15 protein-coding genes are annotated in these 13,927 nt (G+C 71.8%); 3 read left to right on the forward strand and 12 right to left on the reverse strand.

Annotated features, from left to right (window positions below; genetic code table 11):
- Positions 1 to 93 precede the first annotated feature (93 nt).
- From ADL15_RS23810 to ADL15_RS23840, 7 genes are all read right to left on the reverse strand, one after another.
- On the reverse strand, positions 94 to 363 hold the full coding sequence (locus ADL15_RS23810; RefSeq protein WP_157441570.1) for a hypothetical protein: 270 nt from the start codon (positions 361 to 363) through the stop codon (positions 94 to 96).
- 248 nt (positions 364 to 611) lie between these two features.
- Positions 612 to 3,080 carry an IPT/TIG domain-containing protein gene (locus tag ADL15_RS23815; RefSeq protein ID WP_067695252.1) on the reverse strand — a complete coding sequence of 823 codons (2,469 nt, stop codon included), beginning with the start codon at positions 3,078 to 3,080 and terminating at the stop codon, positions 612 to 614.
- 157 nt (positions 3,081 to 3,237) lie between these two features.
- Positions 3,238 to 4,440 carry a mannosyltransferase family protein gene (locus ADL15_RS23820; RefSeq protein WP_067695254.1) on the reverse strand — a complete coding sequence of 401 codons (1,203 nt, stop codon included), beginning with the start codon at positions 4,438 to 4,440 and terminating at the stop codon, positions 3,238 to 3,240.
- Between the two features lie 11 nt (positions 4,441 to 4,451).
- On the reverse strand, positions 4,452 to 5,459 hold the full coding sequence (locus tag ADL15_RS23825; protein ID WP_232344303.1) for a glycosyltransferase family 2 protein: 1,008 nt from the start codon (positions 5,457 to 5,459) through the stop codon (positions 4,452 to 4,454).
- A 163-nt stretch (positions 5,460 to 5,622) separates the two neighbouring features.
- Positions 5,623 to 6,858 carry an RNA polymerase sigma factor gene (locus ADL15_RS23830; RefSeq protein WP_067695255.1) on the reverse strand — a complete coding sequence of 412 codons (1,236 nt, stop codon included), beginning with the start codon at positions 6,856 to 6,858 and terminating at the stop codon, positions 5,623 to 5,625.
- Positions 6,855 to 7,178 (reverse strand): YciI family protein, encoded by a 324-nt coding sequence (locus ADL15_RS23835; RefSeq protein WP_067695258.1) that lies wholly within the window; start codon positions 7,176 to 7,178, stop codon positions 6,855 to 6,857. The genes ADL15_RS23830 and ADL15_RS23835 overlap by 4 nt, the downstream gene beginning before the upstream one ends.
- A 100-nt stretch (positions 7,179 to 7,278) precedes the next feature.
- Positions 7,279 to 7,992: a siderophore-interacting protein gene (locus ADL15_RS23840; protein ID WP_198170983.1), complete on the reverse strand. Its 714-nt coding sequence runs from the start codon at positions 7,990 to 7,992 to the stop codon at positions 7,279 to 7,281.
- 96 nt (positions 7,993 to 8,088) lie between these two features.
- Here ADL15_RS23840 and ADL15_RS23845 point away from each other — a divergent pair, with 96 nt between their 5' ends.
- Positions 8,089 to 8,691: a TetR/AcrR family transcriptional regulator gene (locus ADL15_RS23845; RefSeq protein WP_083971650.1), complete on the forward strand. Its 603-nt coding sequence runs from the start codon at positions 8,089 to 8,091 to the stop codon at positions 8,689 to 8,691.
- A gap of 9 nt (positions 8,692 to 8,700) precedes the next feature.
- The gene (locus tag ADL15_RS23850) at positions 8,701 to 9,498 is read left to right on the forward strand and encodes a phosphotransferase family protein (RefSeq protein WP_198170984.1); all 798 of its coding nucleotides are present in this window, start codon (positions 8,701 to 8,703) and stop codon (positions 9,496 to 9,498) included.
- Here ADL15_RS23850 and ADL15_RS23855 read toward each other — a convergent pair.
- Both ADL15_RS23855 and ADL15_RS23860 read right to left on the reverse strand, forming a co-directional pair.
- Positions 9,452 to 10,006, reverse strand: a complete 555-nt coding sequence (locus ADL15_RS23855; protein WP_157441571.1) for a DEAD/DEAH box helicase family protein — start codon at positions 10,004 to 10,006, stop codon at positions 9,452 to 9,454. The genes ADL15_RS23850 and ADL15_RS23855 overlap by 47 nt on opposite strands.
- Positions 10,006 to 10,638, reverse strand: a complete 633-nt coding sequence (locus ADL15_RS23860) for a formylglycine-generating enzyme family protein (RefSeq protein ID WP_067695426.1) — start codon at positions 10,636 to 10,638, stop codon at positions 10,006 to 10,008. The genes ADL15_RS23855 and ADL15_RS23860 overlap by 1 nt, the downstream gene beginning before the upstream one ends.
- 284 nt (positions 10,639 to 10,922) lie before the next feature.
- On the opposite strand from ADL15_RS23860, the gene ADL15_RS23865 reads away from it, so the two are divergent.
- Entirely contained in the window at positions 10,923 to 11,690 is a 768-nt protein-coding gene (locus ADL15_RS23865; RefSeq protein ID WP_067695429.1) for an HAD-IIA family hydrolase, read from the forward strand.
- A 554-nt stretch (positions 11,691 to 12,244) separates the two neighbouring features.
- Here the strand turns inward: ADL15_RS23865 and ADL15_RS23870 are convergent.
- Genes ADL15_RS23870 through ADL15_RS23880 form a run of 3 tightly spaced genes read right to left on the reverse strand, consistent with a single transcriptional unit; the run spans position 12,245 to position 13,875 of the window.
- Positions 12,245 to 12,724 (reverse strand): NUDIX hydrolase, encoded by a 480-nt coding sequence (locus ADL15_RS23870; RefSeq protein ID WP_198170985.1) that lies wholly within the window; start codon positions 12,722 to 12,724, stop codon positions 12,245 to 12,247.
- A gap of 2 nt (positions 12,725 to 12,726) precedes the next feature.
- Positions 12,727 to 13,152, reverse strand: a complete 426-nt coding sequence (locus ADL15_RS23875) for a RidA family protein (RefSeq protein ID WP_067695271.1) — start codon at positions 13,150 to 13,152, stop codon at positions 12,727 to 12,729.
- Positions 13,153 to 13,206: 54 nt separating this feature from the next.
- Positions 13,207 to 13,875, reverse strand: coding sequence for a maleylpyruvate isomerase family mycothiol-dependent enzyme (locus tag ADL15_RS23880; RefSeq protein ID WP_067695273.1), 669 nt, complete (start codon positions 13,873 to 13,875; stop codon positions 13,207 to 13,209).
- Between the last annotated feature and the right edge of the window lie 52 nt (positions 13,876 to 13,927).

Below are 13,927 nucleotides of genomic sequence, written 5' to 3' on the forward strand. Positions count from 1 at the left end.
GCACAAAACGGCGCGACCTGAGAACGCCGACGAAGAGCGCCGGCACGAAACGGCGCGACCGGAGAATCCCGGCAAAGAACGCCGGCGACGACGTCAGCCGGCGAACAGCGGCGGCCCGCCCGCCTCGACCAGCCGCTCTCCCCGGACCTGCTCGATCACCGCGACCGACATCTGCCGGCCCCAGCCGTCGCGGACGTGGTCGCGCAGGACCGTCTGCGGGTCGAGCCGGAGCCGCTCGGCGATCGCCTCGATCCGCTCCCGCATCTCCGCCTCCACCACCTGCCGATCAATGTCCAGCCCGTGCTGGTACATCGCCGTGACGAATTCGTCCACCAGTCGATCGAGCGTGGTTCCCACAGACACCGATGTCTCCCCAACTCCGTTGTGATGACGATTGACGACAGCATGGGTGCCGTTGATCGTCAGTGCGCGAGAAACGCCCACGAAGATCGTTGGTGTCCATCCCGCAGGTTCAGCTGTCCGTCTAACTGACCGCCACCCGATCGGTCACGGCATGCAGGTCAGTCCGCCGTTCACCGTTGTCGCCGGAACGCGACGCGGCCCGGCGCGAGTGCGCCGGGCCGCGTGCTCTCACAGGTGGAACGGACCGCTCAGAACGAGGCCACCGTGAACGTCGAACTGCTCGTCACGTCGGTCTGGTAGTAGTCCGGATCGTTGGCCATTGCGTCCGGCGCTCCGTTGCTGACCACCACCAGGTTGTACGCGCCCTCGACGACCGGCGCGGCCGCGTAGAGCGACGCGGCGACCGGCCGGTTGACCGGAAGGTTCACGCCGCCCGCGGCCGTCGTGGCCGTCGCGGCCGCCGACAGCGTGGCGCTGGTGCCCGGGGTGACCGCGGTCAGCACGGTGCCGGCCGGGATGCCCAGCTGGTTCGCGCCGATCACCGCGTTGACGTCCGTGGCGAGCAGCGACGACCCGGTCAGCGTGGTGGTGGTGTCGCTGAACGAGACGTTGCTCAGCGTCCCGGCGGTGCCGAGGGTGGCCGGCGCGGACAGCGTGGCGGTGGCACCGCCCGGCGCCATCGACACGATCGTGGTGCCGTTCGGCACGCCCGGCGTGGCGAAGAACTGCCGACCCACGTCGGCCCGGGTGAAGGCGCCGGACGCCAGGCTCACGGTGACACTGCCGGCCGTCGTGATCAGCGCGTTCGGGAACGTCCGGACCGCGGTGCTGTTGCCGATCGTCGCGGTGAACGCGGCGCCGGAGGTGGCGGTGGCCGGCGCCGAGATGACCGCCTTGGTGGGGCTGAGCACCGCGGTGACGATGCTGTTCACCGGGATGTTGGCGTTGGCGGCCTGGACGATCGGCTGGCCGGCGTCGTTGGCGTTGAACTTACCGGCCGCCGACATGATCACCCGGCTGCCGGCCGTGGTGGAGACGTCCGTGGTCAGCAGGTTGGTGTAGGTCATCGGGTTGAAGAAGTCACCGCCCTGCGCGTTGAGCCGGCGGTTCAGCTGCAGCGTGCAGATCAGCTCCTCGTCGCTGATCACCAGGACGTTGAGACACTCGGCGACCGGCCCGTTCGCGCGCACCCCGGCCCCGGCGTCGGCACCGTTGTACAACCCGTCCACCAGGAACACCCGCCCGGCGTTCCCGCCGCTGCCGAAGTTGGTGCCCATCAGCCCGGTGCCCAGCACCGAGACGTCGACCGCCGGGGTGGTGTTCGGCGCCGTGTTCGGGCTCACCCGGATCGGGTTCAGGTACGAGTACGCCCCGGCCAGCGCCCGTGTCCCGGCCGGCGTGCTCACCACCAGCGCGACGTTGTTCTCGACCGAGTGCGGCGGCGCCAGCGCGGTGAACGCCTTGTCACTCAGCGACTGGATGTTGGTCAGCGCCGCACCACCGAGCGTGGCGGTGATCCGTCCCGGATCGGTCGGGAAGTCGGCGCCCACCACCGTGATGGTGTTGCCACCCGCGGCCGGTCCCGCCGCCGGGCTCACCGAGCTGGGCGTGGCCACGATCGCGGCGGTGTAGACGCTGCTGCCGAGCAGCGCCCCGGTGGTGTTGTTGGCATAGAAGCACACCTGGTACGGCGTCGGCTGACCGTTGCTGATCGGCAGCGGCGGCACGGTCACCGCGGCCCGGGTGTTCGACAGCCGGCGCACGCCGGAACCCGCGACGACCACCGGCGGGGTGCCGTTGACCGCCGCGGTGGACCAGGTGCCCGGGCAGCCGCCGTTCGCGACGAGCAGCACGGCCGGCGTGGTGACCCCGGAGAGGAAGGCGCTCCCGGAGCTGGCGGTGATCCCCACGCTGTTGAGGTAGGAGCCGCCGCTCGGGGTGACGCTGACCAGGGTGGCGGTGTACTGCCCGACGGAGAGCAGCGCCCCGGCCGCGGCCGAGGTCGAGGCGTCGTAGAGGCAGATGCTGTACTGCGCCGGGGACGCGCCGGCGGCGACCACACCGGACGGCACGGTCAGCGACAGCCCGGCGGCGGTCAGTTTGCTGACCGTGCCGACCATGTTCTGCGGGGTGTTCGCGGTCGGGTACGTCGTGCAGGCGCCGGTGGTGAACATCGCGCTCACCGCGGACAGCCCGGTGAACAGCGGTGTCGCCGCGGACACGGTCACCTGACCGCCACCGCCGCCCGCCCCGCTGGACGGGGTGGCCGACACCGGCGTGCCCAGGTAGAACGAGGTGCCGCCCTGCAGGGAGCTGACGGCGACGTTGGTGCCCTCGTAGACGCAGGCGAGGTACGGCCGCACCGCGCCGTTGGTGCCCGCCGTCGGACCGTTCACCGCCGGCACCGTGAACCCGACCATGTTGGCGTTCGGCCGGGACGCGTTCGTGGCGTTCCACGGGCCGGCCGCGGAGATCGCGCTGAACTTGGCCGGGCAGGCGGCGGCGGTCGGCGGCACCAGCTGCACCGCCGGGTTCGCCGCGAAGGTGACCTGCGGATCCATCAGCGACGCGTTGCCACCCGGCGCGACCACCGCCGGGCCGATGCTCGGCGCGGCGAACGCGGCCTGCGGCGCGACCAGGAGGGCAGCGCCCACCACCCCGGTCGTCAGTCCGGCCCGGACCAGCCGCGTGCGGGTGCGGCGCAGAATTCTGGACATGCGTTGTCCTCCCACGGTTCCGCGAAACCGTTGGTGAAAGTTGGGGTTGCGCCCGTGCATCTCGCCTGCTGACGGGCCATCTCGCCAGGGAGCGTAACTTGCCGTATGACGGCAATTGCCGAGAGTCACATATCGCGGATAGGTCGGACGGAAGCGGTCAGGCGACCAGGAACGTGCTCGCCATGAAGACCACCAGGAACACCGCGTGCAACGACACCCCGACGATCAGGACGGCGCGGTCGACGAGCTGGTTGGCGCCCATCCGGCCCAGCACGAAGAAGATCGCCACCGCCTCCATGGCGTACCGCGCCGACGACTGCATGGACCGGCCGGCCACCTCGGTCGACATCAGCATCAGCAGGGTGAGCGCGCCCTGCACCACGAGGTAGACCTGGTCGCGGCGGAACCGGAACCGGCCGCGCACGCTGCACACCAGCAGCACCACCGCGACCAGCACCGTGCCGGCGTCCAGGATCGCGGCCAGCGTCGACGGGTGCAGCGGGCCGTGCCCGCCCATCTGATCGATCGAGGACACCCACGCCCCGCCGGGGATGGTGTAGCGCCGTCCCCATTGGTCCTGGGCGATGCTGAACGCCAGGGGGCTGCCCAGGTCGATCAGGCAGAACACGCTGTAGGCGATCACGCCCACCGGCACCAGCGCCAGGGCCAGCACGTCCGGGCGGATCCGGCGCGGCCGCCAGCCGAGCTGCCGCAGGTATTCGACCGCGAGCGGCAGCACCAGCAGCACCCCGAACAGCCGGGTCGCCGACGACAACCCGCCGAGCAGGCCGGCCAGCCACCAGTGCCCGCGCCGCCCGGCGTAGAGCGCACCGACGGCGAGCAGCAGGAACAGCGATTCGTTGTAGCCGATGAACAGGAAGAAACCGGTCGGGAACACCGCCAGGTACCAGGTGGCCCGCTGCGCCACCCGCGGGCCGAACTCGTGGTCGGCGAGCCGGTACAGCACCGCGAGGGCACCGAACGCGGCGAGGTTCGCCACGACCAGCGCCGCGATCAGTCCCGGTCCGGGCAGCACCGCGTCCACGACGTGGATCAGCAGCGGGTAGAGCGGGAAGAACGCCGGGTAGCCGGGGCCCAGGTGGTAGCCGTGCTCGGCGATCGTCAGGTAGTGCCCGGCGTCCCAGCTGTTCCAGCCGAGCAGGACCGACCACAGGTCCGGGACCTGGCCGTCCCTGCGGGGCAGCCAGGCGAGCACGCTCACCGCGACATGCATGACGGTCATCACCGACCAGACCGCGAGCGCCGCCAGGCAGGCGGTCCGCCACGGGCCGCGGCGCGGCAGAAGCAGACTTTCCGGTACGACGACAGCAGACTTCTCAGGAGCCAGCAGAGTCGGCATGGTGCCCTCCCCTATCGCCCGGACGTCGCGTACTCGCGGACCGGCGCGGCGGCCGACCCGGAGTCCGACGCGACCACGTACGCCGGCCGGCCCTGCAGCGTGGTGAAGATCCGCGCCACGTACTCGCCGAGCAGACCCAGGCAGAGCAGTTGCAGCGCGCCGAGGAACACCACCGCCAGCACGATCGAGGTCCAGCCGGGCACCACGTCACCCCGCACGTAGGCGGCCGTCCCGCCCAGCGCCAGCACCGCGCACAGGGCGATCCCGGCGCAGCCCAGCCAGGTGGCGACCCGCAGCGGCGCGGCCGAGAACCCGGTGACGCTGTCCAGCGCCAGCCGGATCATCTTGGCCAGCGGGTACTTCGACCGGCCGGCCGCGCGTTTCTCCCGGACGTAGGCCACCTCGCCGCTGGGCAGCCCCAGCCACGGCACCAGCAGCCGGTAGACCGGCAGGTGCTCGGGCAGGTCGACGAGCCCGTTCACCGCGGTCCGGCTGAGCAGCCGGAAGTCACCGGCGTTGGGCGGCACCGCGGCGCCGACCACGCGCCGGATCAGCCGGTAGTACAGCCCGGCCGTACCGCGCTTGAACGCGCTGTCCGAGCTGCGGTCGGAGCGGACGCCGTGCACCACGTCCAGGTTCTCCGCCTCGGCGAGCCGCAGCATCTCGGCGATCACCTCCGGCGGGTCCTGCAGGTCCACGTCGATGCTGACCACGTACTGCCCCCGGGAGCGGTGCAGGCCCGCGGTGAGCGCGTTCTGGTGCCCGCTGTTGCGGCGCAGCCGGACCACCCGCAGCTGCGGCCACGACCCGCGCATCGCCTCGAGCACGGCCGCTGTCGCGTCGCGGCTGCCGTCGTCGACGGTCAGCACCTCGTACGACATCCCGAGACGGTCCAGCACCGGCCGCAACCTGGCCGCGAACAGCGGCAGCACCTCCTGTTCGTTGAACACCGGTACGACCACGGACAGCCGCGGTGTGTCCTCGCCGGCGCCCGTCCCGCGATGTCGCTGCGTCATCATCGCCATCTCCCCCTCGTCGTGATCATCTCCGCGACGAGGCTGGTCCATGACGGACGCACGCGCCCGGGTTCTCCCGGGGTGTGGCACGAACCCGGGAATATCGGCACTGAGCGTGACGGATCGGCGGCCGGATCGGTTGCACGCCCCCGGCGGAAAGTTCGCGCTACCGTCCCAACTGGTCGCGCCGGCGGCTCAGGTACGCGATCTCCGCGGTGTTGCCGGCCAGCGCGATCGCCCGGTCGTAGGCCGCCCGCGCCTCCGGTCCGCGGCCCAGCCGGCGCAACAGGTCGGCGCGGGTCGCGTGGTAGGCGTGGTACCCGGCCAGGGCGCCGTCGAGCCGGTCGGCAGCGGCCAGTGCCACGTCCGGACCGTCCAGTTCGGCGACCGCGATGGCCCGGTTCAGCACCACGATCGGCGACGGGTCGACATGGACCAGCTGGTCGTAGAGCGCGACGATCTGTGACCAGTCGGTGTCGCGGATGTCGCGCGCCGAGGTGTGCACCGCGTTGATCGCGGCGAGGATCTGGTAGCGGCCCGGCGCCACCCGGGCGGCCAGCCGCTCGCGGACCAGCCGGTGGCCCTCGGCGATCAGGTCGGTGTCCCAGCTGCCCCGGTCCTGCTCGTCCAGGGTGACCAGCTCGCCGGTGGCCGACACCCGGGCGGCGTGCCGGGACTCGGTGAGCAGCATCAGCGCCAGCAGCCCGGCCACCTCGCCGTCGTCGGGCAGCAGCGCGCGGATCAGCCGGGTGAGCCGGATCGCCTCGCTGGTCAGGTCGCGCCGGACCGGGTCGGTGTCCGGGCCGGTCGCCAGGTACCCCTCGTTGTAGACCAGGAACAGCACGGCGAGCACCCCGGCGACCCGGGCCGGCAGGTCCTCGGCGGACGGTACCCGGTACGGGATCCGCGCCTGGGCGATCTTGGCTTTGGCCCGGGTGATCCGCTGGCCCATCGTGGACTCCTGCACCAGGAAGGCGCGGGCGATCTCGGCCACGGTCAGCCCGCCGACCAGGCGCAGGGTCAGCGCCACCCGGGTCTGCGGGGCCAGCGCCGGGTGACAGCAGGTGAAGATCAGCCGGAGCCGTTCGTCGTCGATCGGGCCGGTCGGCTCGGGCGCTCCGTCGTCGTACAGGATCAGGGCCTCCCGGTGTTTGTCGTCGCGCTTGTTCTCGCGGCGGATCCGGTCGATGGCCTTGCGGGTGGCGGTGGTGGTCAGCCAGGCGCCCGGGTTCGGCGGCACCCCGTCGGCCGGCCACCGCTCGACAGCTGTCGCCCAGGCCTCGGCGGCCGCCTCCTCGGCGATGTCGAGGTCACCGAAGCGCCGGGCCAGCGCGGCGACCACCCGGGCCCACTCGGACCGGTGGGCCGCGGTGATCGCCGCGGGAACGTCGGTGGCGCTCACAGGAACGGCCGGACCTCGACCTTGCGGTTGCAGTGCCGCGACGCCTCGGTGGCGAGCCGGAGCGCCACGTCCAGGTCGGCCGCCTCGATGATCCAGAAGCCGGCGAGGTATTCCTTCGACTCCACGAACGGCCCGTCGGTGACCAGCGCGTCGCCGCCCCGGTTGTCGATCACGGTGGCCGAGTACGGGAAGCCCAGCCCGCCGGCGAACACCCAGTGCCCGTCGGCCTGCAGCCGGTCGTTGAACACGTCGATGGCCGCCATCTCCTCGTCGGTGGCCGGGGCCTCACTGTCGTGGATCACCGAGAACAGGTACTGCATCGCTGAACATCTCCTCTGGTCCGGCCGGCCCGGGTGGGCGCCGCTCACCCCTGCTACGAACGCCGTCACCCCGATCCGACAGCGCCACCGGAGAATTCTTTCAGGACATTTTCGCCGTCCAGTACGCGTGCAGGCGGATGGTGGCGCGCGGCCAGCCCCGGTCGTGCAGCAGGTGCGCGCGGACCTTCTGACACGTCCTCGCCTCGCCCGCCACGTAGGCGACACCGGGCTCGTCCGGCAGCACCAGCGTCTTGAGCGCGCCCAGCAGGGCCGGGGACGACGCCGCGCTCGCGCCGTTGCGGTACGCCCACTGCAGCTCGTCGCCGCGCGGCATCGCCGGCCGGTCGTCCGGGGTGTCCACCTCGATCACCCCGTGCACCGGTGCGCCGGGCGGGACCGCGCGGGCGATCGCCCCCATCGCCACGGCGCCGGTCTCCTCCCCGACGAGCAGGTGGTACGGCGCTTCCGGTCGTACCGTAAGGCGTCCTTCCGGCGGGGTGACCGCGACCTCGTCGCCCACCTGGACCGACCGCGCCCATCGAGTCCCCGGTCCGTCGTGGCCGTGCGTGACGATCCGCAGGTCCAGGACCCCGTCCGGGTGCAGGTCCCAGATCGTGTAACTGCGCCAGCCGGTGCGCAGCGCGCCGAACATCCCGTGCGGCGAACCGGGCAGCACGGTCAGGTGCTGGCCCGGTGTCCAGGGCAGGTCGCGCAGGGCCGGGCCGGCGATCCGGACCTCCACCATCCAGGGGGTCACCGGCGTGACGCGCTGCACCGGGGCGCGGCGAACGAGTCGGTCGAGTAGGGTCGGCACAGCTCTCACCTCAAGTGTTTCCGCAGGTCGAGCCGTAATTATGAGCAATTGCTCGCATCGTCCGCTACTCGCTTTTATTCCGGTGAGGAACCCGCCGTGACACCCGACGACACGAACCTGCAACCACGGCGAACACCCCGCCAGGTGCGCGCCGAGCTGACCCGGCAGCGGATCCTGGCCGCGGCTGCTCACGTTTTCGCCGAGCACGGCTACGCCGCCGGCACCACCAACCGGATCGCGGAACGGGCCGGGGTGTCGATCGGGTCGCTGTACCAGTACTACCCGAGCAAGGACGCCATCCTGGTCGAGCTGTTCGCCCGGCACATGGACCGCGGCAAGCCCGCTTCAGCAGAGCCCGCCGGGTCGCTCGCCGAGGAGTTGCAGGCCATCGTCCAGGCCTCGATCGAGGCGCACCAGGACGACCCGCAGCTGCTGCACGTGCTGATGGAGCAGGCACTGCGCTGGCCGGACGTGCTCACCAAGATCACCGAGCAGTACCAGGACCGGGTCGTCGAGATCCGTGACCTGCTCGACCGCTATCCGGAGGTCGACGTCGCGAACACCACCACCGCGGCCCACCTGCTGATCACCACGGTCGAGATGGGTGTGCACTGGCTGAGCGCGGCGGAGGTCGACCAGTCCTCCCTCGAGCAGGAGATGATCACGATGCTGACCCGCTACCTGACCGGCGGGCCGTAACCTGAGCCGGTGGACGTGCGGAGTGCCCTGGCCGCGGGCCTGCCCGACCTGCGGGCCGACTCGGTGGACCTCATCGGCGAAGGCGTCGACCATTTCGCCTACGAGATCAACAACGATCTCATCGTACGGATGAGCAAGGACCCCGACCCGGCACAGACCGACCGGGAGGCGCGCCTGCTCACCCTGGTCGCCGAGGTCTCCCCGGTGCCGGTGCCCACCCCGGTGTTCGTCCTGGCCGAGCAGGGCTGTCTCGCCTACCGCAAACTGGCCGGCACCCCGCTGCTCGACCTGGCCGTGCCGGTGCACCCGGCCGCGCTCACAGGACTGCTCGCCGCCCTGCACGCGGTCCCGGCCGCACGGGTGGAGGGCCTGGTCGAGGTCGACGACCTGCCCCTGGCCGAATGGCTGCGCGAGGCGGTGGCCACCTACCCGGCGGTGGCCGGCGACCTCCCGGCGCCGTTCCGCGGCCGGGTCGAGACATTCCTGGACACCGCCCCGCCGGCCGACGGTGACACCCTGGTCTTCTCGCACAACGACCTGGGCATCGAGCACGTGCTCGTCGACGCGGCCGGTGAGGTCACCGGCGTGATCGACTGGAGTGACGCGGCGCTGGTCGACCCGGCCTGCGACCTCGGCCGGCTGTTCCGCGATCTCGGGCCGGCCGCGCTGCCGGGTGATCCGTCGCTGCGGGACCGGGCGGTGTTCTACGCCCGGTGCGGTGTCCTGGAGGATCTGGCGTACGGCCTGGAGGCGGGCCGGATCAGGTATGTGGAGAAGTCGCTCCGGGCCCTGGGGTGGCTATTCTGATGACGGCGTCCGCTACCTGCTCCAGCGGCTGGCTCGCGTCGATCGGGATCGCGCCGAGGGCCAGCCGCTCGCGCTGGAAGCTCGGCAGCCACTCCACGCACAGGGCCCGCTCGTCGGGCGACCGGCCGAAGTCGTTGTCCCGCGCCGGGTCGTCCAGCCGGGCCAGCATCGTCGGCTCGTCGACGACCAGCAGCACGACCCGCGCGAACCGGTCCCACAGTTCGGCGTCGTTGGCGGCGTTCCCGCACACGTAGACCGTGCCGGCGTCCGCGCTCCCGGGCGCGCCGATCAGCTCGTCCAGCCGCTCCGGGTGCCACACCCAGAGGTGCTGGCGCAGCCAGTCGGCGTCGGTCTGCGACTCGGCGACCGGCCGGCCGTCCTCGTCGACCCAGCCGGCCAGCGCCGGGTCCTCGTCCGCGTCGATCGCGGGCAGGCCCCGCCCGGCCAGGACCGCGGCGAGCGCGCTCTTGCCCGACCCGGACACCCCGTTGATCCACACCGCTCTCATCACGGACGTCCGTTTCTGGCCACCCGGAACCCGACGTCCTCGATCTTCAGGTCCGGGTGGCTGCGGCGGCGCACCGAGGCCCGGCAACTCCACTGCTCGTCGAACCATCCGCCACCGCGCAGCACCCGGTACTCGCCGTACACCTCGGCGTCGTAGACGTCCCAGCACCAGTCCCACACGTTGCCGAGCATGTCGTGAAAACCCCACGCGTTCGGCGCCCGGGTGCCCACCTCGTGCGGCCGCTCACCGGAATTACCCCGGTACCAGGCGATCTCGTCGAGTTCCCCGTACCGCGGCCCGCCGGTGCCGGCCCGGCACGCGTTCTCCCATTCCGCCTCGGTCGGCAGCCGATATCCGTCGGCGTCCGGGTCCCATTCCCCACCCTGATAGGCCGGGCGCAGACCTTCCCGTTCCGACCGCGCATTGCAATATCGCACCACGTCCCACCAGGAAACACTCTCCACTGGCAGCCGTTCACCCGGCACACTGCCCGGCCGTTCCCCGGTCACCTCGGCGTATTCCGCCTGCGTGACCGGCACCGCACCGAGCAGATAAGAATCAAATTCAACATCCCACGACCTTTGCGTACGACGATCCGACAGCGTCGTCCGCCCACCCGGCACAGAAATCATCTCGGCATGCACAGTCGGAAAACCTATCCTCCTACCCGGAATTCCTCGACCGGGTTTCCCGGCTCAGCGGTGACTGCCGGGCACCGTCGCGTGCCGCTGCTCCACGGCAGCACGCTGTCCGGCGGTGAACTCCTCGCCGGAGTCCGCGGCACACTCCTCGAGCGACCCCGACGTTTTCCCCGGATGGCCCCGCCACGTTCCGGAACCACACGCCCGGCCGCGAGGTGGCCGATATCGACGACCTCCGCGATAGGCTGCTCCGGTTCACCGGCGGACGGGAGCTCATGGAACCGCGCGTGGTACTGCTCGATCTGGACGGCACTCTCATCGAACGCGGCCAGCCGGTGCCGGGCGCAGCCCGCGCCGTGGTGGAGTTGCGCCGAGCCGGCCACACCGTCCGCATCTTCACCAACACGGATTCGCAGTCCGAGGCCACCCTGGTCGACCGGATCCGCGGCCTGGGCATCCCGGTCGCCCTCGGCGAGATCTTCACCCCGGTGATCGCGGCCCGGGAGATCCTCGCCGCCACGCCGGGCAGCCGCGTCCTGGTCCTGGCCGACCGCGCGGTCCGGGACGAGTTGGCCGCCCACCGCAGCCCGGACGCCGGCCCGCCGACCCACGTCGTCGTCGGCGACTGCCGCGAGACGCTCAGCTACCCGGCACTCGACGCGGCCTTCCGCGCGGTCCGTGCCGGCGCCGAGCTGCTGGCCCTGCAGCGCGGCCGCTATTTCCGCGCCGCCGACGGCGACCACGTCGACACCGGCGCGATCGTCGCCGCGATCGAGTTCGCGGCCGGCAAACCGGCCCGGGTCCTGGGCAAGCCCAGCCAGGACTTCCTGCGGCTGGCCGCCCAGTCCGCCCCGGCCGACCTGCTGTGGGTGGTCGGCGACGACGGCACCACCGACATCCCGATGGCCATCACCGCCGGAGCCACCTCGGTCCAGGTCCGCACCGGCAAATACCTCGACCAGCAGGCCACCGGAGCCCTCCCCCGCCCCACCCACACCATCAACTCCATAGCCGACCTCCCCGCCCTGTTCCCGCCGCCCTGACCCACCCGCACCCCTGATCCCTCTCGGCCAGTCTCCGGCCCGACCACCCAACCGCCGATCGCACCCGAACGGCACCTCAGCCCGGCCTCCGGATTTCCCCGGCGATAGCCCCAGGAGAAACACCCGTCCGCAGGCCCTGTCGGTTAAGGGAAGGCAGGCTCTCCACAAGCGAGTATCCGGTTGCCGATGGGGCGGTGGGAGCACGCGATCAGCGCTGCTAGGGCGGTAGGGGTCCGCGTTGGTGCTGGCGGGGGCAGTGGGAATCCGCGTTCGGCGGTATCCGAGGGCGGTAGGAGCACGCGATCGGGTCCTGCGGACTCCTACCGCCCACCTGGGGGCGGCAGACATCCGCGAACAGGCACCGCGTACCCGCACCGCCCCTGCGACGGCCGAGACAACCAGCCCCCGCAGCCGCCTGCCACGGCCAGTCCGATCCCCGCAAAACCGACTCCGGCTGGTGCTGAGGGGTGCCTGGAAGGCCTGGAGACAACCCTCAGCACCAGCCGCGGTCAGGGAGTCGCGGGGCGATCCGGGGGTGACAGCGGCGGTCACGGTCAGTGGCGCAGCAGTCCGGCGATCTCGACCGGGGCGACGTGGCCCGTGACCGGCTTCTGCCGGGCCAGCGCCAGCCCGATATCGACCAGTGACGAGCGGACCTCGCCCGCGACGTCGCCGACCCGGACCCAGGCCGGCCCGATCGTCGCGCCGCCGGGCTCCGGCCGGAGCGAGCCCCCGGTGAGCCGAACCTGGTAGAAGACACCGACATTGTGCAGGTCAGGACCACGATTCAGCCGCTCGGCGGACGGGATCACCCGCGAGTCGACGCCGAGCAGCCGCTCCACCACACCGTCGCAGCCGGTCTCCTCGGCGACCTCCCGGATCACCGCGTCCACCGGGTCCTCGCCGTGCTCGACCCGCCCGCCGGGCAGCGTCCACAGCGCCGGCCCGATCACCGGCGGACACCGGACGAGCAGCACGCGGTCCTCCTCGACGCAGATCGCGTACGCCGCCAGCCGCATCTCGGTGACCGCCACCGTCAGTCCCGGTCAGTCGTCGGCTCGTCCCGCAGGGCGGCGGTCAGGTCGACCTCGACGAGCTGGCCCCGATAGCCGAGCGAGGCCACTCCCACCAGCGTGCTCGCGGTGCCGAACGCCGGCGCCAGCGGCGACGCGTTGAGCTGATCCCACACCGCCGCGAGCACCGTGCTGTCCGGGCTGACCACATAGATCACCGACCGCACCACGTCCTCGGGCGCCGCCCCGGCCGCCGCCAGCACCGCGAGGCAGTTGACGATCACCTGCGCGGTCTGCCCGGCGTAGTCACCGGCCTCCCCGACCACCGCGCCACCCAGGTCGAGCGGACACTGCCCGGCCAGATGCGCCAGCCGCCCCGCCTCCGAGATCGTCACATGGCTGTACCCAGCCGTCTCATGCACCGTGTCCGGACTGAATTTAGTGATCACCGGCCCATTATCGTGACGCCTCCCGCACCCGTCTGCCGATTATTCCGCCGGTGCCTAGGGGACGAGCGGGCCTGGGAGCGCTGCCTGCGCGGCCTCGGGGTCACCGCTGAGCGCGGACCACGGCAGCCGGTTCCACAGGGCCAGGAACAGGTCCGCCGCCGAACCCTCCAGTGTCGCCACCGGGCGGTCCGGGCCCACGGTCCACGATCGGTCCAGGTCGGTCGCCACGAACTCCACCGACTTCTTCGGTACGGGCATCCGGCCCATCCGCACCTGCCGCGGCGCGAAGGTGTCGAAGACCTCGTCGATCCCGTCCGCGCACAACGCCGGGTCCAGCGCGCCCGCCCCACCCAGCGCGTGCTCCGCGTCCCACCGGTGCACCAGCGTCTCCAGGCAGCGCCGCCGTCGCCAGAACCCGACGGTGTGCGGCGGCGCGAACGTCCACGCCTCGGTCGCCGGGTCCACCGCGAGCGCGGACGTCAACGTCTGCGCGGTGCCGGCGAACCACGGGCCGATGTCGGCCGGCGCGGGTGGCCGCGGGAACCGCCCGTGCCGTTCCGTGACCGCGGTGGCCGCCCACAGGTTGCCGTTGCCCAGGTGGTCGGCCAGGTCGCGCAGGGTCCACTCCCCGCAGTGCACGACCGGCGCCGTCAGGTCATCGCTCAGGCAGTCGTGGAAAGCGGCCAGTTCCCGCTGCAGATGCGCCAGATGATCCAGCTCCATGCGCCGCGACTCTACCGCCGCGCCCCGGCGAGCAAGGGGCACGCCACCGCAA

Origin of the sequence: Actinoplanes awajinensis subsp. mycoplanecinus, assembly GCF_001509495.1 — a bacterium.
In the GTDB taxonomy this organism is placed as follows: Bacteria; Actinomycetota; Actinomycetes; order Mycobacteriales; family Micromonosporaceae; genus Actinoplanes; species Actinoplanes palleronii.

What these genes read in the sequence shown, in the direction of transcription:
- ADL15_RS23815 (WP_067695252.1), bottom strand. Translation starts at nt 3,080, where the DNA reads ATGTCCAGAATTCTGCGCCGCACCCGCACGCGGCTGGTCCGGGCCGGA.
- ADL15_RS23865 (WP_067695429.1), top strand. Translation starts at nt 10,923, where the DNA reads ATGGAACCGCGCGTGGTACTGCTCGATCTGGACGGCACTCTCATCGAA.
- ADL15_RS23880 (WP_067695273.1), bottom strand. Translation starts at nt 13,875, where the DNA reads ATGGAGCTGGATCATCTGGCGCATCTGCAGCGGGAACTGGCCGCTTTC.
- ADL15_RS23825 (WP_232344303.1), bottom strand. Translation starts at nt 5,459, where the DNA reads ATGATGACGCAGCGACATCGCGGGACGGGCGCCGGCGAGGACACACCG.
- ADL15_RS23820 (WP_067695254.1), bottom strand. Translation starts at nt 4,440, where the DNA reads ATGCCGACTCTGCTGGCTCCTGAGAAGTCTGCTGTCGTCGTACCGGAA.
- ADL15_RS23860 (WP_067695426.1), bottom strand. Translation starts at nt 10,638, where the DNA reads ATGATTTCTGTGCCGGGTGGGCGGACGACGCTGTCGGATCGTCGTACG.
- ADL15_RS23855 (WP_157441571.1), bottom strand. Translation starts at nt 10,006, where the DNA reads ATGAGAGCGGTGTGGATCAACGGGGTGTCCGGGTCGGGCAAGAGCGCG.
- ADL15_RS23835 (WP_067695258.1), bottom strand. Translation starts at nt 7,178, where the DNA reads ATGCAGTACCTGTTCTCGGTGATCCACGACAGTGAGGCCCCGGCCACC.